General features: G+C 71.9%; 21 protein-coding genes. 5 read left to right on the top strand and 16 right to left on the bottom strand.

Annotated elements, in window-relative coordinates; genetic code table 11:
• Positions 1-128 precede the first annotated feature (128 nt).
• The 7 genes from PZ894_RS02320 to PZ894_RS02290 all read right to left on the bottom strand — a co-directional run bounded on the left by PZ894_RS02320 (position 129) and on the right by PZ894_RS02290 (position 8,845).
• Positions 129-1,997 (bottom strand): ABC transporter ATP-binding protein, encoded by a 1,869-nt coding sequence (locus PZ894_RS02320; protein WP_275742340.1) that lies wholly within the window; start codon positions 1,995-1,997, stop codon positions 129-131.
• A 23-nt stretch (positions 1,998-2,020) separates the two neighbouring features.
• Positions 2,021-2,818, bottom strand: coding sequence for an enoyl-CoA hydratase/isomerase family protein (locus PZ894_RS02315; RefSeq protein ID WP_275742070.1), 798 nt, complete (start codon positions 2,816-2,818; stop codon positions 2,021-2,023).
• Between the two features lie 26 nt (positions 2,819-2,844).
• On the bottom strand, positions 2,845-4,443 hold the full coding sequence (locus PZ894_RS02310; RefSeq protein WP_275742068.1) for an ABC-F family ATP-binding cassette domain-containing protein: 1,599 nt from the start codon (positions 4,441-4,443) through the stop codon (positions 2,845-2,847).
• Positions 4,444-4,604: 161 nt separating this feature from the next.
• Positions 4,605-5,450: a mechanosensitive ion channel domain-containing protein gene (locus tag PZ894_RS02305; RefSeq protein WP_275742066.1), complete on the bottom strand. Its 846-nt coding sequence runs from the start codon at positions 5,448-5,450 to the stop codon at positions 4,605-4,607.
• Positions 5,447-6,358 (bottom strand): phosphotransferase, encoded by a 912-nt coding sequence (locus tag PZ894_RS02300; RefSeq protein ID WP_275742064.1) that lies wholly within the window; start codon positions 6,356-6,358, stop codon positions 5,447-5,449. The genes PZ894_RS02305 and PZ894_RS02300 overlap by 4 nt, the downstream gene beginning before the upstream one ends.
• Before the next feature lie 10 nt (positions 6,359-6,368).
• Positions 6,369-7,940: a hypothetical protein gene (locus tag PZ894_RS02295; protein ID WP_275742062.1), complete on the bottom strand. Its 1,572-nt coding sequence runs from the start codon at positions 7,938-7,940 to the stop codon at positions 6,369-6,371.
• Positions 7,937-8,845, bottom strand: coding sequence for an ABC transporter ATP-binding protein (locus tag PZ894_RS02290; RefSeq protein WP_275742060.1), 909 nt, complete (start codon positions 8,843-8,845; stop codon positions 7,937-7,939). Before PZ894_RS02290 ends, PZ894_RS02295 begins: the two co-directional genes overlap by 4 nt.
• A 52-nt stretch (positions 8,846-8,897) precedes the next feature.
• On the opposite strand from PZ894_RS02290, the gene PZ894_RS02285 reads away from it, so the two are divergent.
• Positions 8,898-9,356, top strand: a complete 459-nt coding sequence (locus PZ894_RS02285) for a MarR family transcriptional regulator (protein ID WP_275742059.1) — start codon at positions 8,898-8,900, stop codon at positions 9,354-9,356.
• A gap of 15 nt (positions 9,357-9,371) precedes the next feature.
• Here PZ894_RS02285 and PZ894_RS02280 read toward each other — a convergent pair whose 3' ends face one another.
• The 9 genes from PZ894_RS02280 to PZ894_RS02240 all read right to left on the bottom strand — a co-directional run bounded on the left by PZ894_RS02280 (position 9,372) and on the right by PZ894_RS02240 (position 16,566).
• Complete coding sequence (locus PZ894_RS02280) at positions 9,372-9,977, bottom strand: acVLRF1 family peptidyl-tRNA hydrolase (protein ID WP_275742057.1); 606 nt, start codon at positions 9,975-9,977, stop codon at positions 9,372-9,374.
• A 61-nt stretch (positions 9,978-10,038) separates the two neighbouring features.
• Entirely contained in the window at positions 10,039-10,407 is a 369-nt protein-coding gene (locus PZ894_RS02275; protein ID WP_275742055.1) for a metal-sulfur cluster assembly factor, read from the bottom strand.
• Positions 10,400-10,852: a Fe-S cluster assembly sulfur transfer protein SufU gene (gene sufU / locus PZ894_RS02270; RefSeq protein WP_275742053.1), complete on the bottom strand. Its 453-nt coding sequence runs from the start codon at positions 10,850-10,852 to the stop codon at positions 10,400-10,402. Before sufU ends, PZ894_RS02275 begins: the two co-directional genes overlap by 8 nt.
• A gap of 3 nt (positions 10,853-10,855) precedes the next feature.
• Complete coding sequence (locus tag PZ894_RS02265; RefSeq protein ID WP_275742051.1) at positions 10,856-12,106, bottom strand: cysteine desulfurase; 1,251 nt, start codon at positions 12,104-12,106, stop codon at positions 10,856-10,858.
• A 1-nt stretch (position 12,107) separates the two neighbouring features.
• On the bottom strand, positions 12,108-12,866 hold the full coding sequence (gene sufC, locus PZ894_RS02260) for a Fe-S cluster assembly ATPase SufC (protein WP_275742049.1): 759 nt from the start codon (positions 12,864-12,866) through the stop codon (positions 12,108-12,110).
• 67 nt (positions 12,867-12,933) lie between these two features.
• Complete coding sequence (locus tag PZ894_RS02255; protein ID WP_275742047.1) at positions 12,934-13,284, bottom strand: non-heme iron oxygenase ferredoxin subunit; 351 nt, start codon at positions 13,282-13,284, stop codon at positions 12,934-12,936.
• A complete protein-coding gene (gene sufD, locus PZ894_RS02250) occupies positions 13,281-14,417 on the bottom strand; it encodes a Fe-S cluster assembly protein SufD (RefSeq protein ID WP_275742044.1) in 1,137 nt (378 codons plus the stop codon). Before sufD ends, PZ894_RS02255 begins: the two co-directional genes overlap by 4 nt.
• A gap of 26 nt (positions 14,418-14,443) precedes the next feature.
• On the bottom strand, positions 14,444-15,862 hold the full coding sequence (gene sufB / locus PZ894_RS02245) for a Fe-S cluster assembly protein SufB (RefSeq protein WP_275742042.1): 1,419 nt from the start codon (positions 15,860-15,862) through the stop codon (positions 14,444-14,446).
• The gene (locus PZ894_RS02240; RefSeq protein ID WP_275742040.1) at positions 15,862-16,566 is read right to left on the bottom strand and encodes a helix-turn-helix domain-containing protein; all 705 of its coding nucleotides are present in this window, start codon (positions 16,564-16,566) and stop codon (positions 15,862-15,864) included. The genes sufB and PZ894_RS02240 overlap by 1 nt, the downstream gene beginning before the upstream one ends.
• 100 nt (positions 16,567-16,666) lie before the next feature.
• Between PZ894_RS02240 and PZ894_RS02235 the strand changes: the two genes are divergently transcribed.
• From PZ894_RS02235 to PZ894_RS02220, 4 genes are all read left to right on the top strand, one after another.
• The gene (locus PZ894_RS02235) at positions 16,667-19,018 is read left to right on the top strand and encodes a xanthine dehydrogenase family protein molybdopterin-binding subunit (RefSeq protein WP_275742038.1); all 2,352 of its coding nucleotides are present in this window, start codon (positions 16,667-16,669) and stop codon (positions 19,016-19,018) included.
• 72 nt (positions 19,019-19,090) lie between these two features.
• Positions 19,091-19,903 (top strand): ABC transporter ATP-binding protein, encoded by an 813-nt coding sequence (locus PZ894_RS02230; protein WP_345799131.1) that lies wholly within the window; start codon positions 19,091-19,093, stop codon positions 19,901-19,903.
• The gene (locus PZ894_RS02225; RefSeq protein ID WP_275742035.1) at positions 19,896-20,669 is read left to right on the top strand and encodes an ABC transporter permease; all 774 of its coding nucleotides are present in this window, start codon (positions 19,896-19,898) and stop codon (positions 20,667-20,669) included. Before PZ894_RS02230 ends, PZ894_RS02225 begins: the two co-directional genes overlap by 8 nt.
• Positions 20,660-21,556: a COX15/CtaA family protein gene (locus tag PZ894_RS02220; protein WP_275742033.1), complete on the top strand. Its 897-nt coding sequence runs from the start codon at positions 20,660-20,662 to the stop codon at positions 21,554-21,556. Before PZ894_RS02225 ends, PZ894_RS02220 begins: the two co-directional genes overlap by 10 nt.
• Positions 21,557-21,581 lie beyond the last annotated feature (25 nt).

Raw genomic sequence — 21,581 nt, 5'->3', positions numbered from 1 at the left:
AGCTCGGCGAGGGAAGCGCGACCTCGCCGACAACCCTTGATGAAACCGCAAGCGCGCCCCGACCGAGCGCGCCCCGACGCCGCCGAGGACCGCGCCGCCGACCAGTCGTACAGCGTCGGGCGACTCAGCTACACGGGCACCGGCGGGTCGGCGATGAACTGCGTGCGGTAGAGGTCGGCGTAGAGGCCGCCCTCGGCCAGCAGCCGGGCGTGGGTGCCGCGCTGCACGATGCGGCCGTCGTCGACCACGAGGATCTGGTCGGCGTTGCGCACGGTGGAGAGCCGGTGCGCGATGACCAGCGACGTGCGCCCCTCGAGGGCCGCGTCGAGGGCGCGCTGGACGGCGGCCTCCGACTCGCTGTCGAGGTGCGCGGTCGCCTCGTCGAGCACCACGATCGCGGGCGCCTTCAGCAGCAGGCGCGCGATCGCCAGCCGCTGCCGCTCGCCACCGGAGAGACGGTAGCCGCGGTCGCCGACGACGGTGTCCAGGCCGTCGGGGAGGGTGCGGACCAGGGTCGCGACCTGAGCCGCCTCCAAGGCGTCCCAGACCTGCTGCTCGGTCGCGCCTGGGCGGGCGTAGAGGAGGTTCTCGCGGATCGTGTCGTGGAACATGTGGGCGTCCTGGGTCACGTAGCCGACGACGTCCTCGAGCGAGTCGAGCGCGACGTCGCGTACGTCGTGCCCGCCCACGCGGACCGCGCCGTCGCCGACGTCGTAGAGCCGCGCCACGAGATGCGTGATCGTCGTCTTCCCGGCGCCCGACGGACCGACGAGGGCGACCATCTCGCCCGGCTCCGCGGTGAACGTGATGTCGCTCAGGACCTGTCCGCCGTCGCGGCTGTCGGTGCGCGCGATGGCCTCGAGCGATCTCAAGGAGACGTCGTCGGCGCGTGGGTAGCTGAACGCCACGTGGTCGAACTCCAGGCGTCCGGTCGTGCGCGGCAGGACGAGGGCGTCCGGCTTCTCCCGGATCAGCGACGGCAGGTCGAGCACCTCGAAGACCCGCTCGAAGCTGACCAGCGCGGTCATCACGTCGATGCGGACGTTGGAGAGGCCCTGGAGCGGACCGAGCAGCCGGACCAGGAGCGTCGCGAGGGCGAGGAGCGTGCCGACGGTCAGCACGCCGTCGAGGGCGAGGTGGCCGCCGACGCCGTACACCAGCGCCGTCGCGAGCGCCGGCACCGCGAGCATCGCGGCCATGAACACACGCTGGATCAGGGCGATGCGCACGCCGAGGTCACGCACGACCGACGCCTTCGCGGCGAAGACGTCGTCCTCCTCGTCGCGGCGGCCGAAGAGCTTGAGCAGCATCGCCCCGCCGACGTTGAACCGCTCGGTCATGGCGTTGCCGAGGTCGGCGTTGCCGTCCATCTGCGTGCGCGTCAGCCCGGCCAGCCGGTTGCCGACCCAGCGCGAGCACACGTAGAGGAGCGGGAAGAGGACGAGGCACAGCAGCGTGATCTGCCAGCTCAGCGCGATCATCGCCACGCCGACCACGGCGACGGAGATGAGGTTGGAGACCGCGCCCGAGAGGGTTGACGTGAAGGCACGCTGGGCACCGATCACGTCGTTGTTGAGCCGGGAGACCAACGCACCGGTCTGCGTGCGCGTGAAGAACGCCAGCGACTGCCGCTGGACGTGGCCGAACACCTGGGTGCGCAGGTCATAGATGAGGCCCTCGCCGATGCGCGAGGAGAGCCAGCCGACCAGCACAGTGAGCAGTGCGTCGAAGACGGCGACCGCGGCCATCGCGAGCGCCAGCGTGGTGACCAGGCCGCCGTCGCCGGCGAGGATCCCGTCGTCCACGATGCGCTGCACGAGCAACGGCGAGACGACGACGAGACCGGCGTCGACCACGGTCAGCAGCAGGAAGAACGCGATCAGGCGCCGGTGCGGCGCGGCGTACGCGAGGACGCGGCGCACGGTGCCCCGGGCGAGGGGCTGCTCGACGGCGCTGCGATCGGCGCGCATCGACCGGAACGCCGGTCCCATTCCCATTCCCGACACGATGCCCTCCTTCGTCAGCCTCCCATGAGGGACGCCAGCTCCCGGAACCTCCGGACCTGGGCCTCCCGCTCGAGGCGGCGCTGCTCGTCGAGGGTGCGGTCGGCGGCCCCCTGCAGCAGTGCCTTGGTCTCGCTCACCGCGCCGGCCATCGGAGCGGTCAGGGCGCCGACGAGGTCCGCGACGGTGGCGTCCAGCTCGGCGGCAGGTACGGCGGTCAGTGCGAGCCCGATGTCGACGGCCTCCCGCGCGCCCACCATCCGCGCCGTGGCGCAGATCTCCAACGCCCTGGCGTACCCAACGCACTCGACGAGCGGCTTTGTTCCCGTCAGGTCGGGCACCAGGCCGAGCGCGGACTCCTTCATGCACAGCTGGGCGTCGTCGGCGAGCACGCGCAGGTCGCACGAGAGCGCCAGCTGGAAGCCGGCGCCGATCGCATAGCCCTGCACCGCCGCGATCGAGACGAACCGCGGGTCGCGCAGGAACGTGAAGCCCCGCTGGTAGGCGTCGACGGTCGCCGAGACCTCGTCGTCGGAGAGCGCGAGGAGTCCGGCGACCGACTCCTCGCCGGAGGTGTTCGTCGGGTCGAGCATCGCGCGGTCCAGGCCCGCCGAGAACGATTGCCCCGCCCCCGTCACGAGCACGACCCGTACGTCGTCGGGAAGGGCTGCCCCGACGTCGGCGAGCGCACGCCACATGGTCGGCGTCTGGGCGTTGCGTACGTCGGGGCGGTGCAGCGTGATCGTGGCGACCGGACCGGCCACGTCGTACCTCAGGCCGGCCTCGAGCAGGATGTCGGCGTCCATCGTGGTCATGGTCCGCAGACTAGACCGCGGCACCGTCAGGCCAGCGACACCAGTTCGGCGTAGTCGGCGTTCCAGAGATCCTCGACACCATCGGGCAGGATCAGCACCCGGTCGGGCTCGAGCGCGAAGACCGCCCCCTCGTCGTGGGTGACCAGCACGATCGCGCCCTCGTAGCTGCGGATCGCGGCCAGCACCTCCTCGCGCGAGGCGGGATCGAGGTTGTTGGTGGGCTCGTCGAGCAGCAGCACGTTGGCGCTCGAGACGACCAGGCTCGCCAGGGCCAGCCGCGTCTTCTCGCCGCCGGAGAGCACCTGGGCGGGCTTGTGCGCATCCTCGCCGGAGAAGAGGAACGAGCCGAGGACCGAGCGGGCCTCGGTGTCGGTGAGCTGGGGCGCGGCGCTCTGCATGTTCTCGAGCACGGTGCGCTCGACGTCGAGGGTCTCGTGCTCCTGCGCGTAGTAGCCGATCTTGAGGCCGTGGCCGGGCACGACCGCGCCGGTGTCGGGCCGGTCGATGCCGGCGAGGATCCGCAGCAGCGTCGTCTTGCCCGCCCCGTTGAGGCCGAGGATGACGACGCGGGAGCCCTTGTCGATCGCGAGGTCGACGTCGGTGAAGACCTCGAGCGAGCCGTAGGACTTCGACAGCTCCGCGGCCGTGAGCGGTGTCTTGCCGCACGGCGCGGGCTTCGGGAAGGCGATCCGGGCCACCTTGTCGGACTGCCGCTCCCCCTCGACACCGGCCAGCAGCCGCTCGGCACGCTTGAGCATGTTCTGTGCGGCGGTGGCCTTGGTGGCCTTGGCGCGCATCTTGTTGGCCTGGTCGGTGAGCGTCTTCGCCTTGTTCTCGGCGTTCATCCGCTCGCGCTTGCGGCGCTTCTCGTCGGTCTCGCGCTGCTGGAGGTAGGCCTTCCAGCCCATGTTGTAGACGTCGATCTCGGCGCGGTTGGCGTCGAGGTGGAGGACCTTGTTGACGGTCTCCTCGAGCAGCCCGGTGTCGTGGCTGATCACGATGAGCCCGCCCTTGTGGGCCTTGAGGAAGTCGCGCAGCCAGAGGATCGAGTCGGCGTCGAGGTGGTTGGTGGGCTCGTCGAGCAGCAGCGTCTCGGCGCCGGAGAAGAGGATGCGCGCCAGCTCGACCCGGCGGCGCTGACCTCCGGAGAGCGTCTTCAACGGCTGGCCGAGGAGGCGGTCCTCGATGCCGAGGCTGTGCGCGATCTGCGCGGCCTCGGACTCGGCGGCGTACCCACCGCCGGCGTGCAGCTCGGCGTCGGCCCGCTCGTAGCGACGCATCGCCCTCTCGCGCACCTTGGGGTCGTCGCTGGCCATCTGCGCCTCGGCCTGACGGAGGCCGCGTACGGCGGCGTCGAGGCCGCGCGCGGAGAGGATCCGGTCGCGGGCCAGGACCTCGGGGTCGCCGATCCGCGGGTCCTGCGGGAGGTACCCGACGTCGCCGGTCGTCTGCACGCTGCCGGATGCGGGCAGCGCCTCGCCCGCGAGGATCTTGGTGAGCGTCGTCTTGCCGGCGCCGTTGCGGCCGACCAGGCCGACCTTGTCGCCGGCGGCGACCCGGAAGCTGACGTCCTCCATGAGCAGGCGCGCGCCCGCCCGGACCTCGAGCTGGTGGGTGGTGATCATGAGGATTGAAGTCTAGTTGTGGGTACGGTCCCGGCTGACATCGGCGGCGCGGAGGTGGACGGAGGGCGCTCATGCGCTTCAACCCCAAGGCCCGGCTGGACACACGGCGTACGTCGGACGCCGGCCCGATGGGCGACACCGACCACCTTCACCGGCTGACGTCAGGTGGTGTCGGGCGGTCGCGGACCCACGGCGGGCGCCGGCCACGAGACCGTAGCGTCGAGGTCGCCGCCGGCCCGGAGCGCCGCGGCCACGTCGGCGATCACCCGCGAGCGGACCTCGATCGCGGCGTCCGGGGCGTGCCAGACGTGGAGCCGGAAGACGACCCGGCGGGGACTGACGTTCATGAGCCGGACGGCCGGCGCCGGGGACCCGAGCACGCCGTGGCCGGCGACGGCGGCGACCCGCGCGGACTCGGGAGCGGCGAGGAGGTCGGCGTCCGCTCCCGTGGCGGTCACGCTGACCTCGATCTCCGACCGGGTCGTCCCGTGGGTCGAGAAGTTCAGGAGCGGGCTGTCGAGCACCTCGGAGTTCGGCAGGTACACGGTGACGCCGTCGGCCGTCCGGATCACCACGCTCCGCATGTTCAGGTCGACGACGTGCCCGCGGTGGCCCGACGACTCGATGAGATCGCCCAGCTTGAGGGTGCGCCGGCTCTGGAGCACCAGGCCTGCCCCGAAGCTGTCGGCGATGCCGCGGCCGATCAGGACCAGCGCACCGAGCACCAGCAGCAGGGCGACCAGGACCGGCTTGATCGGCGCGCCGAGGACGCTCAGGGCGACGCCGACGCCGAGGAGGTAGATCGCGTACCGCACCACCCGCGCGACACCCACGACGGCGTCGCGGGAGAGGCCGCCGACGCGTTCCCCGATCCGCAGCGTCGCGCGCACGGCGTACCGCGCCAGGAGCAGGGTCGCGACGACCACGACGGCCGCCCAGAGCACGGTCCACCCGTCGAGGTCGAGGTCGCCGAGTGGGGTCTTCACCGCCCACGGGAGGGTTGTCATCGGCGCTGCACCAGGGCCTCGATGTGTGGGAACTGCCGCTGCAGCGCGCGCAGGTGCGGCGCGACGGCGGGATGCCGGAACTTCCCGGCCAGCGCTCCCTCGCCCCGTGCGGCCCGCGCCAGCGCCCACTCGGCGCGGTTCAGCACGGTGTAGACGGCAGCGACCCGGGCACCGAGGGTCACCTCCTCCCGGGTCGCCAGCCCGTCGGGCAGTCCCATCAGGTACGCGTCCACGAGGGGCTCCAGCTCCTCGCGGGCGGCGAGGGCGTAGTAGCCGAGGTCGGCGCCGACCGGTCCCGTCCCGAGCGTCGCCCAGTCGATGGCGACGACGTCGTCGCCGTCGCGACCGAGCAGGTTGGCCGGTACGGCGTCGCCGTGCTGCGGGACCTGCACCAACGCGTCCGCGGCCGCCAGCAGCTCGGCGCGCCGGATCCACAGGTGGTCGGAGACGTCGGCGACCGTGGTGCGCGCGAGCGTCTGCCAGCCTCCGTTGCGCTCGACGCGCGCCAGCCGGTCGCGCAGCTGGTTGCGGGCGAGCCAGGGCGCGGCCGCGAGATGGGCGCCGGCGAAGCGGCCGAGCGCGTGGGCGGCGAAGAGTCCGGTGGTCGCGGCGTCCTCGACCCACTCCTCGACGATGGTGAGCCCCTCGTCGTCCTCCTCGACGGCGGCCGACCCCGGTGCGCGCAGGCCCGGCGTCGAGGCGACGGTCCCGGCGGTGATGACGTCCGCGGGCCGCCGCCAGTAGGCGAAGTGGCGCGGGTCGGACAGCTGTGGGGCATCGCCGGGCGCCGGTGCGGCGAGCCGCTTGACGACGACCGGCTGCGCACCGAGCACGGTCCTCCAGACGCCAACCGTCGAGGCGCCACCACCGCCGGGCAGTGGGTGCCACCCGGGTTCGGGCTGCCACATGTCCCGCACGCTAGTGCACGTCGCGCCGCGCGAAGGCCACCTGACCCACGACACTCAGGACGAGCGCGACTCCGACGAGCGCCAGCGCCGGAGCCCAGTCGAACGACTCCGCCGGGACCATCGGGAGGTGCTCGAACGGCGAGACGTCCTGGAGCCACTGCGGCAGCCCGAAGAGCTCGCCGAAGAGCATCACCACCGCCGCGAACACCAGCGGCACCCACGCGAGCACCGACCAGCGCGGCAGCGCGCCGTACAAGACCCGCGCGACGCCGCTGAGCACGAGCACCGGGCCGACGTACTGGAGCACCGGCCAGGTGATGTCCCACGCCGCGTCGCCGTCGCCGGTCACCATCAGGTAGCCGGCACCCAGCCCGACACCCGAACCCACGAGCACCAGCACGGTCCCCGCGACCGTGACGACGACGTGGCCGAGCAGCCAGCGCCGGCGCGGCAGCGCCGTCGCGAGCACGACCTCGAGGTGGCCGTTCTCCTCCTCGCCGCGCGGCCGCAGCGCCGAGGAGATCGCGCCGCCGGCGGCCACCACGGCGAGCATCAGCACGGCCGTGCCGTAGAAGCCGGTGGCGAGGTCGGTGCCGGCCTGGGCGAACATCTCCTGGGACACGTCGGACTCCCCCAGCAGCGACTCGACGTCGTCGCCGATCGCGCCGTACGCGAGGCCGAAGAAGAAGAGGCCGGCCGTCCAGCCGATCACCGCGCCGCGCTGCAGCCGCCAGGCCAGGCCCCCGCCACTGCGCAACCCGTACGGCGCCCGCGGGCGGCCCGGCCGGGCCGCGACCATCCCGGAGCCGTAGTCCCGGCGACCGAACAGCGCGTACGCCGAGGCGACGGCGGACGCCGCGCCGGCGAGCATCAGCAGCGCCGGCCACCAGCGCAGGCCGGAGAACTGGTGCATCGCCTGGTACCAGCCGATCGGCGAGATCCAGCTCAGCACCCCGTTGCCGACGTCGCCGATCGCACGCAGGACGTAGGCGACCGCGATGACGCCGCCGGCGATGCCGTACGCCGAGCGGGTGCTCGCGGTGACCTGCATCGCGACCAGCGCCGTGCCGGTGAAGACCCAGCCGCAGGCCGTCACGCCCAGCCCGAGGCCGAGGGAGTCGGCACCGGCCAGGCCGTAGGCCGTGAGCGAGACGGAGACCAGCAGCCCGAGCACGAGGTTGGCGAGCGCGGCGACCAGCGCGGCCGCGGTCATCGGCGCGTAGCGGCCGACGGCCGAGGCCCGCAGCAGCTCGTCGCGGCCGCTCTCCTCCTCGACGCGGGTGTGCCGGCCGACGAGGAACATGCTCATCAGGCCGGCGACGATCGCCCCGAACGCCGTGGTCTGCCACGCCGTCTGGCCGCCGAGGGTGTCGAGCGCCCGCGCCGGGCCAGCCATCGCGATGAACGCGGCGTTGGACGACGCGCTGGCCGCGGCCGCGTCGTAGTCGGCCTGCGTGGTGTAGAGCCCGTCGACGCTGTAGACGGTCGCGACGTAGAGAGTCGTGCCGCCGAGCACCCACCACAGCAGCATCCAGCGGTCGCGCCGCAGGAAGGTGAGCAGGAACGTCGCCGTGCCGGTCACGACGCGTCCGGCTCGATCTCGTCGCCGTAGTGGCGCAGGAAGAGCTCCTCCAGGGTCGGCGGCTGGCTCGTGAGCGTGCGTACGCCGCCGGCGACGAGCAGCTGCAACGCGCCGTCGAGCCGGGCGGTGTCGACCTGGAAGCGCACCCGGGTGCCCTCGACGACGAGGTCGTGGACTCCGGGCGCGGCGTCGAGCCCGTCGACGGGGCGGGTGAGCTCGGCGCTGACCGAGGTCCGCGTGAGGTGCCGCAGCTCGGCGAGCGTGCCGCTCTCGACGACCTTGCCGGCGCGGATGATGCTCACCCGGTCGCCGAGCTCCTCCACCTCCGCGAGGATGTGGCTGCTCAGCAGCACGGCGTGGCCGCGGTCGCGGAACGCGTCGACGTACCGCTGGAAGACCGACTCCATCAGCGGATCGAGACCCGAGGTCGGCTCGTCGAGCACGAGCAGGTCGACGTCGGAGGCGAGCGCGGCCACCAGGGCGACCTTCTGCCGGTTGCCCTTCGAGTAGGCCCGGCCCTTCTTGCGCGGGTCGAGCTCGAAGGCGTCGACCAGGTCGGCGCGTCGCGTCTCGTCGAGGCCGCCGCGCAACCGGCCGAGCAGGTCGATGACCTCTCCCCCGGTCAGGTTCGGCCACAGGTTGACGTCGCCGGGCACGTAGGCGAGCCGACGGTGCAGGTCGGCGGCCTGGCGCCACGGGTCACCGCCGAAGAGCCGGACGTCGCCGCCGTCCTTGCGGAGCAGGCCGAGCAGCACCCGGATCGTGGTCGACTTGCCCGCGCCGTTCGGTCCGAGGAAGCCGTGCACCTCCCCCGCGCCCACCTGGAGGTCGAGCCCGTCGAGGGCGCGGAAGCTCCCGAACCTCTTCACCAGCCCGCTGACGTCGATGACGTTCGCATCGGTCACGCCCCGACCCTACCTCGTGTTCAGAGAATTCTGAATCTTGTAGACTGCGCGCATGTCGGACGAACGCCACCGGGCCGTCGAGCGGGTCGGCGCGGCCCTGACCGCCGCCGGACTCGCCCGCCTGCCCGCCAGGGTGTTCGCCGCCCTGCTCGTCGACGACGACGGACGGATGACGTCGGCGGAGCTGGTGGAGGAGCTCGCGATCAGCCCGGCCGCGGTGTCCGGGTCGGTGCGCGTGCTGGAGCAGCTGGGCTGGAGTCGCCGCGAGCGTGAGCGCGGCTCCCGCCGCGACTTGTACGCCGTCGACGACGACGCCTGGCGCAGCGCACTGCTGCAGGGTGACCAGACGTACGCCGCGATCGAGGCGGCGTTCGCGGCGGCCGCCTCGGGGGCGTCCCCCGCGGCCCGCGACCGCCTCGAGCTCTCCCGCGAGTTCCTGGTCTTCGTGCGCGAGGAGCTGGGCACCCTGGCCGAGCGATGGGAGGCCCGCAAGCGCGACCTCGGCCACTGAGACCCGCGAACGCGGTCAGGCGTTCTGCACCGCGATCCGCGCCGCGCACGCGTCGACCACGGCCTGCTCGAGCACGCCGCGCCGCGGATCCGGCACGGCCAGCCAGGATCCGGCGACGGGCAGCGCGCGCAGCCGCGGGTCCGCCAGCACCTCCTCGACCGCCGCCCGGTCCCCGCCGGTGACCACCGGGCCGGTGAGCCCGCCCAGGATCCGCGCGGCGTGGTCGGCCGCGGCCTCGAACGCCCGTCGCGCCTGGTTGTCCCGGCGCCGCGCGAACCGCTGCTGGCTCTGGCCGCCGGCCTTCGTGCGGCCCTGCACGTGCCGCTGACCCACCTTGCTCGAGACGACCTCCGTGCCCCGCAGCCGGGCGACCGCGAACCCGCCCTTGCGGACCAGCAGCACTCCCCAGTCGTCGGGCACGCCGATCGCCGCCGCGAACGACTCGGCGTCCGCCGGACCGGCGTACGTGCACCCGAACGGCAGTCGGGCCGCGAACGTCGAGCCGTCGTCGGCGACGCCCGCGAGCGCGCCGTCGGCGGTCGACAGCGTCGCCGGCCCGTGGCGCACGGCGAAGTTCGAGACCCAGCGGGTCACGCGATCCGCGGGCACCACGACGTCCATGCACCCGACGCTAGCGGCCGGCCGGGGGAACGGCCCCCGCGTGTCGCGAGCGGCTCGGGCCTCAGACGTTGAACCCGAGGGCCCGCAGCTGCTCGCGGCCGTCCTCGGTGATCTTGTCCGGGCCCCACGGGGGCATCCACACCCAGTTGATGAGGACGTCGTTGACCATGCCCTCCAGGGCGCCGTTGGTCTGGTCCTGGATCACGTCGGTGAGCGGGCAGGCCGCCGACGTCAGCGTCATGTCGAGCACGACGTTGGTGTCCTCGTCGACGTGCACGCCGTAGACCAGGCCGAGGTCGACGACGTTGATGCCGAGCTCGGGGTCGACGACGTCCTTCATCGCCTCGGTCACGTCCTCGACGGTCACGGTCGAGGTCCCGACGCCGCCGGTGGCCTCCGGCACCTCGGGGAGATCGGAATGGTCAGCCATGAGAGTCCTCCAGGGATCGGGCGGTGGCGTCCTTCCAGGCCATCCACGAGAGCAGGGCACACTTCACGCGTGCGGGGAACTTCGCGACGCCGGCGAACGCGATGGCGTCCTCCAGCACCTCCTCGTCGGGCTCCACGGCGCCCTTGCCCTGCATCAGGGTCAGGAACGTCTCGTGGATCGACATCGCCTCCTCGACCGGCTTGCCGATGACGAGGTCGGTCAGCACGGAGGCGGATGCCTGCGAGATCGAGCAGCCGACGGAGTCGTAGGACACGTCGGCGACGGTGCCGTCGCTGACGTGGACGCGGAGCGTCACCTCGTCGCCGCAGGTCGGGTTGACGTGGTGGACCTCCGCCTCGAAGGGCTCCCGCAGGCCCTTGTGGTGGGGGTTCTTGTAGTGGTCCAGGATGATCTCCTGGTAGAGCGCATCGAGTTGCTGGGACATCGCTCAACCCAACTTGAAGTAGGAGCGGGTGTATTCCAGGCCCTCGACCAGCGCGTCGACCTCGGCCGGCGTCGTGTAGAGGTACGACGACATCCGCGTCGAGCTCTGCACCCCGAACCGGGCGTGCGCGGGCTTGGCGCAGTGGTGGCCCGCCCGGATCGCGACGCCCCGCGAGTCGAGGACCTGCGCCACGTCGTGCGGGTGCACGCCGTCGATCTCGAACGAGATCGCTCCCCCGCGCTCGGTCGCGTCGAGCGGGCCCAGCACGGTCAGGCCGGGCACGGTCCGCAGCCCCTCGAGCGCGTACGCCGTGATCGCCTGCTCGTGGCGGTGGATCGCGTCCATGCCGATGTGCGACAGGTAGTCGACCGCGGCGCCGAGCCCGACGGCCTCGACGATCGGCGGCGTGCCGGCCTCGAAGCGGTGCGGCGCCGACGCGTACGTCGAGCGCGCCATCGTCACCGTCTCGATCATCTCGCCGCCACCGTGGAACGGCGGGAGCCCGTTGAGCAGCTCCTCCCTGCCCCACAGGACGCCGACGCCGGTCGGGCCGACCACCTTGTGGCCGGTGAAGACCAGGAAGTCGCAGCCGGTCGCGGCCACGTCGACGGGCAGCTGCGGCGCCGCCTGGGAGGCGTCGATGACCGAGTGGGCACCGAACGCCTTCGCACGCGCCACGAGGTCGGTGACGGGGTTGATGGTGCCGAGCATGTTGGAGACCCAGGTGAAGGCGACCACCTTGGTGTGCTCGTCGATCAGGGCGTCGGCGTTCGACAGGTCGAGCCTCCCGTCGTCGGTGAGCCCGAACCACCGCAACTCGGCGCCCGACCGCTCACACGCGAGCTGCCACGACACGATGTTGGAGTGGTGCTCCATCTCGGTGATCACGACGTTGTCGCCGGGGCCGAGGTCGAGGGTGCGCGCCAGCAGGTTCAGCGCCTCGGTGGCGTTCTTGGTGAACACCACCTCGTTGCGCGACGGCGCGTTGATGAAGGCCGCGACCTTGTCGCGCGCGCCCTCGAACGCCTCGGTCGACTCCGCGCCCAGCGCGTGCATCGCCCGGGCGACGTTGGCGTTGTGCCGCTCGAGGTGGTCGACCATCGTGTCGATGACGACCTGCGGCTTCTGCGAGGTGTTGGCGCTGTCGAGGTAGACCAGCGGCCGGCCGTCCGCGACCGACCGGCTGAGGATCGGGAAGTCGGCTCGGATCACCTCCAGCTCGGGGAGGAGGCCGGCCAGCTGGGTCGTGGTCATGTCAGACCGCCGCCCCGACGTACTTCTCGTAGCCGTTGGCCTCCAGCTCCTCGGCCAGCTCCGGACCGCCGGACTCGGCGACCCTGCCGTCAACGAAGACGTGCACGCGGTCGGGCTCGATGTAGCGCAGGATCCGCGTGTAGTGGGTGATCAGCAGGACGCCCTTGCCCTCCTGCGCGCGGAACCGGTTGACACCGTCGGCGACGATCTTGAGCGCGTCGATGTCGAGGCCGGAGTCGGTCTCGTCGAGCACCGCGACCTTGGGGTTCAGCAGCTCGAGCTGGGCGATCTCGTGGCGCTTCTTCTCGCCACCGGAGAAGCCCTCGTTAACCGACCGCTGCGAGAACGTCGGGTCGAGGTTGAGGCTGCCGAGGGCGGTGTTGACGTCCTTGACCCAGGTGCGCAGCTTGGGCGCCTCGCCGTCGATGGCGGTCTTCGCGGTCCGCAGGAAGTTCGCGACCGAGACCCCCGGCACCTCGACGGGGTACTGCATCGCGAGGAAGAGGCCCGCGCGCGCCCGCTCGTCGACGGACATCGCCAGCACGTCCTCGCCGTCGAGCGTGACCGAGCCACCGGTGACGGTGTACTTCGGGTGCCCTGCGACGGAGTACGCCAGGGTCGACTTGCCGGAGCCGTTGGGGCCCATGATCGCGTGCGTCTCGCCGTCCTCGATGGTCAGCGTGACGCCCTTGAGGATCTCCTTGGGACCGTCCTCGGTGGTGACCGAGACGTGCAGGTCCTTGATCTCCAGAGTGCTCATGACGGGGCCCCCGCAAAGTTGTTCGCGGAGGAGTGAAGCGGGGGAAGCGAAGAAGTTTGTGGGGTGGTCATGTGGGGGTGACTCCGTTCAGCGTGGTGGTCGTGTCTACGTAGATGTCACTGGTGCCGTCAGGATTGGCGCGGACCTCGATCGGGAACGTCGCGACGGGCTCGGTGGCCGGGAGGCCGGTGGGCTTGCCGGTGCGCAGGTCGAAGCGCGAGCCGTGCAGCCAGCACTCGACGGTGCAGTCCTCGACGTCGCCCTCGCTCAGCGGGACGGCTGCGTGGGAGCAGAGGTCCTGGAGGGCGAAGTAGTCGCCGTCGTGGCCGGCGATCGCGACGTCGTACTCCCCGATCGTGACGCCGAGCGCCTCGTCGGTGGGCACCTCCGTGATCGCGCAGGCTCGCTCGAAGCTCATGCGGAGGCGTCCTTGAGGAGGTTCTTCGCGAGCTCCGCCTCGACGGTCTGGAGCAGCTGCTCCTCGACCGACGGGATGCCCACCTTGCGGATCAGGTCGTTGAAGAAGCCGTGCACGACCAGGCGGTGCGCCTCCTTCTCCGAGACGCCGCGCGAGCGCAGGTAGAACAGCTGCTCGTCGTCGAAGCGCGCCGTGGCGGATGCGTGGCCCGCGCCCTCGATCTCGCCGGTCTCGATCTCGAGGTTCGGCACCGAGTCGGCCTGGCAGCCGTCGGAGAGGACCAGGTTGCGGTTCTCCTCGTAGGTCTCGATGCCCTCGGCGACCTTGCGGATCAGCACGTTGCCGATCCACACGGTGTGCGCGCCCTCGCCCTGCAGCGCCCCCTTGTAGAGCACGTGGCTCTTGGTCTTCGGCGCGTTGTGGTCGGCGAAGAGCCGGTGCTCGAGGTGCTGGCCCTCGTCGGCGAAGTAGAGGCCGAGCAGCTCCGCGTCGCCGCCCGGGCCGGCGTACTCGACGTTGGCGTGCATGCGCACCACGTCGCCGCCGAACGAGACGGAGGTGTGCTTCACCGTCGCGTCGCGGCCGACCCGGATGGCGTCGCGGCCGAGGTGGACGGCGTCGTCGTCCCAGTCCTGCAGCGACAGCACGTTGGCCACGGCACCGTCGCCGACCAGGACGGTCGTGAGGGCGGAGTAGCGCGCGGAGCCGGTGTGCACGATCGCGACCGTCGCCTGCGCGTGCCGGCCGACGCGGACGAGCAGCCGGCCCCAGACCAGGTCGTCGATCGACTCGCCGTGCAGACGCAGCACGATCGGCTCGGCGACCTCGGCCTCGGCCGGGACGTCGAGCAGGACGGCACCGCCCGCCTGCGCGGCGGCCAGCGCGGAGGGCCGGTCGTTGGGCGCGAGCTCACCGATCTCGCGCGCCTCCTCGGCGGAGATCTCGGTGAGCGTCACGCCCTCCGGCAGGGTCGTCGTCCACGTGAGGCGGGCGTCGGACGCCTCGCCGTCGAGGATCCCGCGCAGCCGCCGGAGCGGCGTGAAGCGCCAGATCTCCTCGCGACCGGTCGGCACCGGGTGGTCCGCCAGGTCGTACGACGCGGGCGGGTTGAGATGGCTCTCGATCCGGTCCATCTCGAGAGCGTCAGCGACAGCAGTCACTACCCGACTGCTCCTTCCATTTGCAGTTCGATCAGGCGGTTGAGCTCGAGGGCGTACTCCATCGGGAGCTCCTTGGCGATCGGCTCCACGAAGCCGCGGACGATCATCGCCATCGCCTCGTCCTCCTGCATGCCTCGCGACATGAGGTAGAAGAGCTGGTCGTCGGAGACCTTCGAGACGCTCGCCTCGTGGCCCATGGACACGTCGTCCTCGCGGATGTCGACGTAGGGGTAGGTGTCCGAGCGGCTGACCTGGTCGACCAGCAGCGCGTCGCACAGCACGTTGGACTTCGAGCCGTGGGCGCCCTCGTTGACCTGGATCAGGCCGCGGTACGACGTACGCCCACCACCCCGAGCGACCGACTTCGACAGGATCGAGCTCGAGGTGTGCGGCGCGGCGTGCACCATCTTGGCGCCCGCGTCCTGGTGCTGGCCCTCGCCGGCGAACGCGATCGACAGCGTCTCGCCCTTGGCGTGCTCGCCCATCAGGTAGACGGCGGGGTACTTCATCGTCACCTTGGAGCCGATGTTGCCGTCGACCCACTCCATGGTCGCGCCGGCCTCGCAGGTCGCGCGCTTGGTGACGAGGTTGTAGACGTTGTTGGACCAGTTCTGGATGGTCGTGTAGCGGCAGCGGCCGCCCTTCTTCACGATGATCTCGACCACCGCGGAGTGCAGCGAGTCGGAGCTGTAGATCGGCGCCGTGCAGCCCTCGACGTAGTGCACGTAGGCGTCCTCGTCGACGATGATCAGCGTCCGCTCGAACTGACCCATGTTCTCGGTGTTGATCCGGAAGTAGGCCTGCAGCGGGATGTCGACGTGCACGCCCTTCGGCACGTAGATGAACGAGCCGCCCGACCACACCGAGGTGTTGAGGGCGGCGAACTTGTTGTCGCCGACCGGGATGACGGTGCCGAAGTACTCCTTGAAGAGGTCCTCGTGCTCCTTCAGCGCGGTGTCGGTGTCGAGGAAGACGACGCCCTGCTCCTCCAGGTCCTCGCGGATCTGGTGGTAGACGACCTCCGACTCGTACTGCGCGGCGACACCCGCGACGAGGCGCTGCTTCTCCGCCTCCGGGATGCCGAGCTTGTCGTAGGTGTTCTTGATGTCCTCGGGGAGCTCCTCCCACGAGGTCGCCTGCTTCTCCGTGGAGCGCACGAAGTACTTGATGTTGTCGAAGTCGATCGCCGACAGGTCCGAGCCCCACGTCGGCATCGGCTTGCGGTCGAAGAGCTTGAGGCCCTTCAGGCGCAGGTCGAGCATCCACTGCGGCTCGCTCTTCTTGGCCGAGATGTCGCGGACGACGTCCTCGTTGAGCCCGCGCTTGGCCGCGGCGCCGGCGTCGTCCTTGTCGGCCCAGCCGAACTCGTAGCGACCGATGCCCTGGAGTTCCGGGTTGAGTTCTTCGATCGAGGTCATCAGCTGACCCGCTCCTTCTTCTTGTCGGAAACCGTGGGGACGTGCGGGATGCAGGTGGTGCAGACCCCGTCGCCGTGGGCGATGGTGGCCAGGCGCTGCACGTGCCGGCCGAGGACCTGGCTGATCGCCTCGGTCTCCGCCTCGCACAGCTGCGGGAACTCGTGCGCGACGTGCGAGACCGGGCAGTGCTGCTGGCACAGCTGCTCCCCGATCGGCAGGTCGCGCACGGACGCGGCGTACCCCTCGTCGGAGAAGATCCTCGCCAGGATCTCGGCCGAGCCGAGCTCGGGGTGCTCCGCGCGGATCCCTTCGAACCGCTCTCCGATGAACGCCACGCGGCGGGTGGCGAATTCCCGGACGGCGTCGTCGCCGCCGGTCTCGCGGAGGAACCGCAGCGCCTGCACGGCGAGGTCGTCGTACTGCTGGTCGAAGCCGTCGCGGCCGGACTCCGTCAGGGCGAAGACCTTGGCCGGTCGACCGCGGCCCCGGGTGGCCTGGCTGCGCGGCTCGCGCGCCTCGACGGCGCCCTCCTCGAGCAGCTGGTCGAGGTGGCGGCGTACGGCGGCGGGGGTCAGGTCGAGCCGCTCCGCGAGCGCCGCGGCCGTCGAGGGTCCGTTGACGAGGATCGACCGCGCCACGCGCTGCCGCGTCGGCTGGTCGTGCCCCGCTCCCTCGGGAGCGAGGGGAGCCTCGTCGAATTCCACAACACCAGTGTGCCGTTATTGATTTGGCCGCTTCAAGTAAGGCCCACCTAACCCGCGCCGAAGCGGAGACCCCGTCCAGCTGCACCGTAACCTCGGCTCCATGCCGGGATCTGTGCTGGGAACCATGGTGCGCAGGGTCGAGGACCCCGAACTGCTCGTGGGGGCCTCGACCTACGTCGACAACGACCAGTCCCCGGGCGTGCTGCACGCGGCCTTCGTCCGCAGCCCGCTCGCGCACGCGGTCGTCGCGAGCATCGACACCACCGAGGCCGCGGCGGCGCCGGGCGTGGTCGGGGTCTTCACGGCGGCCGACCTCGGCGACGGCGCGGTGCCGCCCTTCGCCGTCGTCAACCCGGCCGTCGAGCGGCACGCCCTGGCGACCGACAAGGTCCGCTACGTCGGCGATCCGGTCGCGCTCGTCGTCGCCGAGACCCGTGCGCAGGCCGTGGACGCCGTCGAGCTGGTCGAGGTCGACTACGACGACCTGCCCGCCGTCGTCGACATGGAACGGGCCCTGGAGCCGGGCGCGCCCCTGCAGTTCGAAGAGCTCGGCTCCAACGTCGCCGCGTCCCGCAAGGACGACGACCAGGACGACCCGTGGGAGGGGGCCGCGCATGTCGTCCGGGTGCGCATGGAGAACCAGCGCGTCGCGACCGCGCCGATCGAGGGCCACGCGATCCTGGTGCGTCCCGGCGCGGACGAGGTGACCGTGCACGTCGCGACCCAGCAACCGCACGGCGCGCGGGACCAGGTCGCCGCCTTCACCGGCCTCGACCCCGATCGGGTCCGGGTGGTGGCCCCGCACGTCGGGGGTGCGTTCGGCGGCAAGGCCGGCGTCACCGCCGAGCACCTCGCGGTGGTCGCGGCCGCTCGCCTGCTCGCGCAGCCGGTGAAGTGGGCCGAGACCCGGTCGGAGACCATGCTCTCGATGCACAGCCGCGGTCAGGTGCAGTACGCCGAGCTCGGCCTCGACGCCGACGCCCGGATCCTCGGGATGCGGCTCCGGCTCGTGGGCGACTGCGGCGCGTACGCCGGCTTCGGCGGGTCGTTCGTGCTCGGGGGGACACGCCTGATGTCGACCGGCGTCTACCGGGTGCCGCGGTTCGTCTACGCCGCGATCGCGGCGCTCACCAACACCGCGCCGATGGGCGCGTTCCGCGGAGCGGGCCGGCCCGAGGCGGCCGCGCTCGTGGAGCGGCTCATGGACGTCGCCGCGGCCGAGGTGGGCCTCGCGCCCGAGGAGCTCCGTCGCCGCAACCTGATCCAGCCCGACGATTTCCCGTACCGCACCGCGACCGGCGCACGCTACGACGTCGGCGACTACGACCTCCCGCTTCGCGAGGCCCTGCGCATCGCCGACGTCGACGGCGCGCGGGCCGAGCAGCGGCGGCGCCGCGAGGCGGGCGAGGTGCGGCAGCTGGGGATCGGCATCGCGACGTACGTCGAGATCACGGGGTTCGCGGGCACGGAGTTCGGCTCGGTCGAGGTGCACGACGACGGCACCGCGACCGTGATGGCCGGCACGTCGGCGCACGGTCAGGGCCACGCGACGTCCTTCGCGATGCTGGTCTCCGACCGGCTCGGGATCCCCATGGACCGGATCCGCTTCGTGCAGTCCGACACGGCCGTCGTCCGCTCCGGCGGCGGCACCGGCGGGTCCCGGTCGCTGCAGCTCGGCGGGTCCGCGATCGATCGCGCCGCGACCAAGGTCGCCGACAAGGCGCGCGCCGTGGCGGCGGGTCTCCTCGAGGCCGATCCGGCCGACGTCGAGGTCGTCGACGGTACCTTCGCGGTCCGCGGCACGGGCGTGCGCGTCTCGTGGCCCGCGGTCGCCGCCGAGGCCCACCGCGACCACGGCGGCCTGACCGACGTCGACGACTTCTCGACCGACGAGGCGACCTTCCCCTTCGGCGCGCACGTCTCGATCGTCGAGGTCGACACCGAGACCGGTCACGTACGCCCGCTGCGACACGTCGCCGTCGACGACTGCGGCCGGATCCTGAACCCGCTGCTGGTCCAGGGGCAGCAGCACGGCGGGGTGCTCCAGGGCGTCTCCCAGGCGCTGTGGGAGCACTTCGAGTACGACGAGGAGGGCACGCCGCTCACCTCGACGTTCGTCGACTACGCGATCCCGACGGCGGCCGACGCGATCGCCTGGGAGGTGTCCAGCACCGAGACCCCCACCCCGATCAACCCGCTCGGGGCCAAGGGCATCGGCGAGTCCGCCACGATCGGCTCGACACCCGCCGTCCAGAACGCCGTCGTCGACGCGCTCGGCCACCTCGGCGTACGCCACCTCGACCTGCCCTGCACCCCCCAGCGGGTCTGGCGCGCCGTCGAGCAGGCGCGCGCCGGCACCCTGCCGGAGCTGTGGCGCGAGCCACCCGCTGCCTTCGACCGGATCCCGTCGGACTCGGCGGGATCATCGGTGACCGAGGGCGCCGACGTGTGAGCCAGCGCTCATTCCTAGACTTCTCGCGTGCCCGCTGACCCCGCTCCTGCTGTCGAGGTCGACGGTCTGGTGATGCGCTACGGCGACAAGGTCGCCGTCGACGGGCTGTCGTTGACCGTGGAGCGGGCGACGATCACCGCGGTGCTCGGCCCCAACGGAGCCGGCAAGACCACGACGCTCGAGACCTGCGAGGGCTACCGGCGACCGCACCGTGGCGCGGTCCGCGTGCTCGGCCTCGATCCGGTGCGCGACCGGCGCGACCTGCTGCCGCGCATCGGCGTGATGCTGCAGGGCGGGGGCGCCTGGAGCGGCGTGCGCGCCATGGAGATGCTCGACCACGTCGCCCGCCTGCACGCGCACCCGCTCGACACGGGGATGCTGTCCGAGCGGCTCGGCCTGGGCGAGTGCGGGCGTACGCCGTACCGCCGCCTGTCCGGCGGTCAGCAGCAGCGGCTCGGACTGGCGATGGCCCTCGTCGGTCGCCCCGAGATCGCGTTCGTCGACGAGCCCACGGCAGGGATGGATCCGCAGGCGCGCCGGACGACGTGGGAGCTCCTCGACGAGCTGCGCCGCGACGGCGTCACGGTCGTGCTGACGACGCACTACCTGGACGAGGCGGAGCAGCTGGCCGACCAGGTGCACATCATCGACCGCGGTCGCCTGATCGCCTCGGGCACACCGGAGGAGCTGACCCGCGGCTCGTCGGCGACGGTGCGCCTCGTCGTCGACCAGGAGCTCCCCGTGGACGCCGAGTCCGCGCTGCGCAGCTCCGTCGCCCGGTGGAGCACCGAGCACGGCGTCGGGGTGCGCTCGATCAGCTTCGGCTCCCGCACCCTCGAAGACGTCTTCCTGGAGCTCACCGGGCGGGGTCTCGGACATGAGTGAGCTCGACTTCACGCCCCGGCCGGGCGGTGCGACGCTCCGACGTCAGGTGCTCGCCCAGGCGCGGATGGAGGCGCGGCTGATGCTCCGCAACGGCGAGCAGCTGCTGCTCGCCGTGGTGGTCCCGGTGCTCGTGCTGATCGGCGGCGTGACCGCCGGGGAGCACCTCGCGCTCGACCTCGAGACGTCCCGCCCCCTCGTCGACATCTTCACGCCCGGCGTCCTCGCGCTCGCAGTGATGTCGACGTCCTTCACGTCCCTGGCGATCGCCACCGGCTTCGAGCGGCGGTACGGCGTGATCAAGCGCCTCGGGAGCTCGCCGCTCCCCCGCTCGGGACTGCTGGCCGGCAAGGTCGGCGCCCTGCTCATGGTGCAGCTGCTGCAGGTGATCGTGATCGGCGCCGTCGGCCAGCTGCTCGGCTGGACGCCGGAGCCCGGGGTGCTCGGTGTCGCGCTCGCGATCCTCCTCGGCACCGCCGCGTTCGCGTCGCTGGGGCTCTTCGTCGCCGGGGTGCTCCGCGCCGAGGCGACCCTCGCCGTCGCCAACCTGGTCTACCTGCTGCTGATGGCCGGCGGCGGTGTCGTGCTGCCCCTGAGCGCGTACGGCGCGTTCGGCGACGTCGTCCGGTGGCTGCCCTCCGGCGCACTCGGCGAGGCGATGCGCACGGCGTTCCTGGACGGCGGTGTCGCGTGGCGCGACCTCGGCGTACTCATCATCTGGGCCGTGCTGGGCACGGCACTCACGGCGAGGACCTTCAAGTGGGAGTGACGTCACGGGTGTGGCAGCGGGTGCGCCGGCTCGACGAGTGGCTCGTCGGGTGGGCGTGGGCGTCGATCGTCGGGAACTGCCTGCTCGTCGTGACCGGCGGCGTGGTGCGCCTCACCGACTCGGGGCTGGGCTGCCCCACCTGGCCCCGGTGCACGGACGAGTCGTTCACCCCCCACGGTGCCTACGACGTGCACTCGGCGATCGAGTTCGGCAACCGGCTCCTCACCTGGGTCCTGGTCGCGATCGCCGTCGCCACCTTCGTCGCCGCATGGCAGTCGCGCCGCCGCGACCTGCGCACGCTGGCGCTCGTCATCGCGCTCGGCATCCCGGCCCAGGCCGTCATCGGCGGCATCACCGTGCTCACCGACCTGAACCCGTGGATCGTCTCGCTCCACCTGCTGTGCTCGTTGGCCATCATCAACGTGGCCGTCCTGCTGCTCCAGCGCGTGCGTCGACCTGCTCCCGAGGCATCCCTCCGCGGCCCGCTGCTGTGGCATGCCTGGGGGACGTTCGGCGCCGCCTGGGCGGTCCTCTACGTCGGCACGGTCGTCACCGGCGCCGGTCCGCACGCGGGCGACGCGGGCTCCGCCCGCAACGGGCTCGACCCGCTGCAGTGGAGCCAGGTGCACGCCGACCTGGTCTTCCTGCTGCTCGGGCTCACCATCGGCCTCCTGCTGGCCGCCCTCGCGACCCGGCAGCCCCGGCGGACCGTCGTCGCGGTCGCGGTGCTCCTCGGCGTCGAGCTGGCGCAGGGACTGATCGGCTTCGTGCAGTACTTCACCGACCTCCCGATCGTGCTCGTGGGCTTCCACATGCTCGGCGCCGCCGCCACCGCCGCGACCGTCACCTGGGCGTTGCTCCAGGTGCGAGAGCCCGTCCGCGACTGACCCCGCGCCCGCCCGGTGCAGCGGG

Origin of the sequence: Nocardioides sp. YIM 152315 (genome assembly GCF_029210375.1) — a bacterium.
GTDB lineage: Bacteria > Actinomycetota > Actinomycetes > Propionibacteriales > Nocardioidaceae > Nocardioides.
The sequence above is the reverse complement of the archived record's forward strand: the minus strand, read 5'-3'. Positions and strand labels throughout refer to the sequence as shown.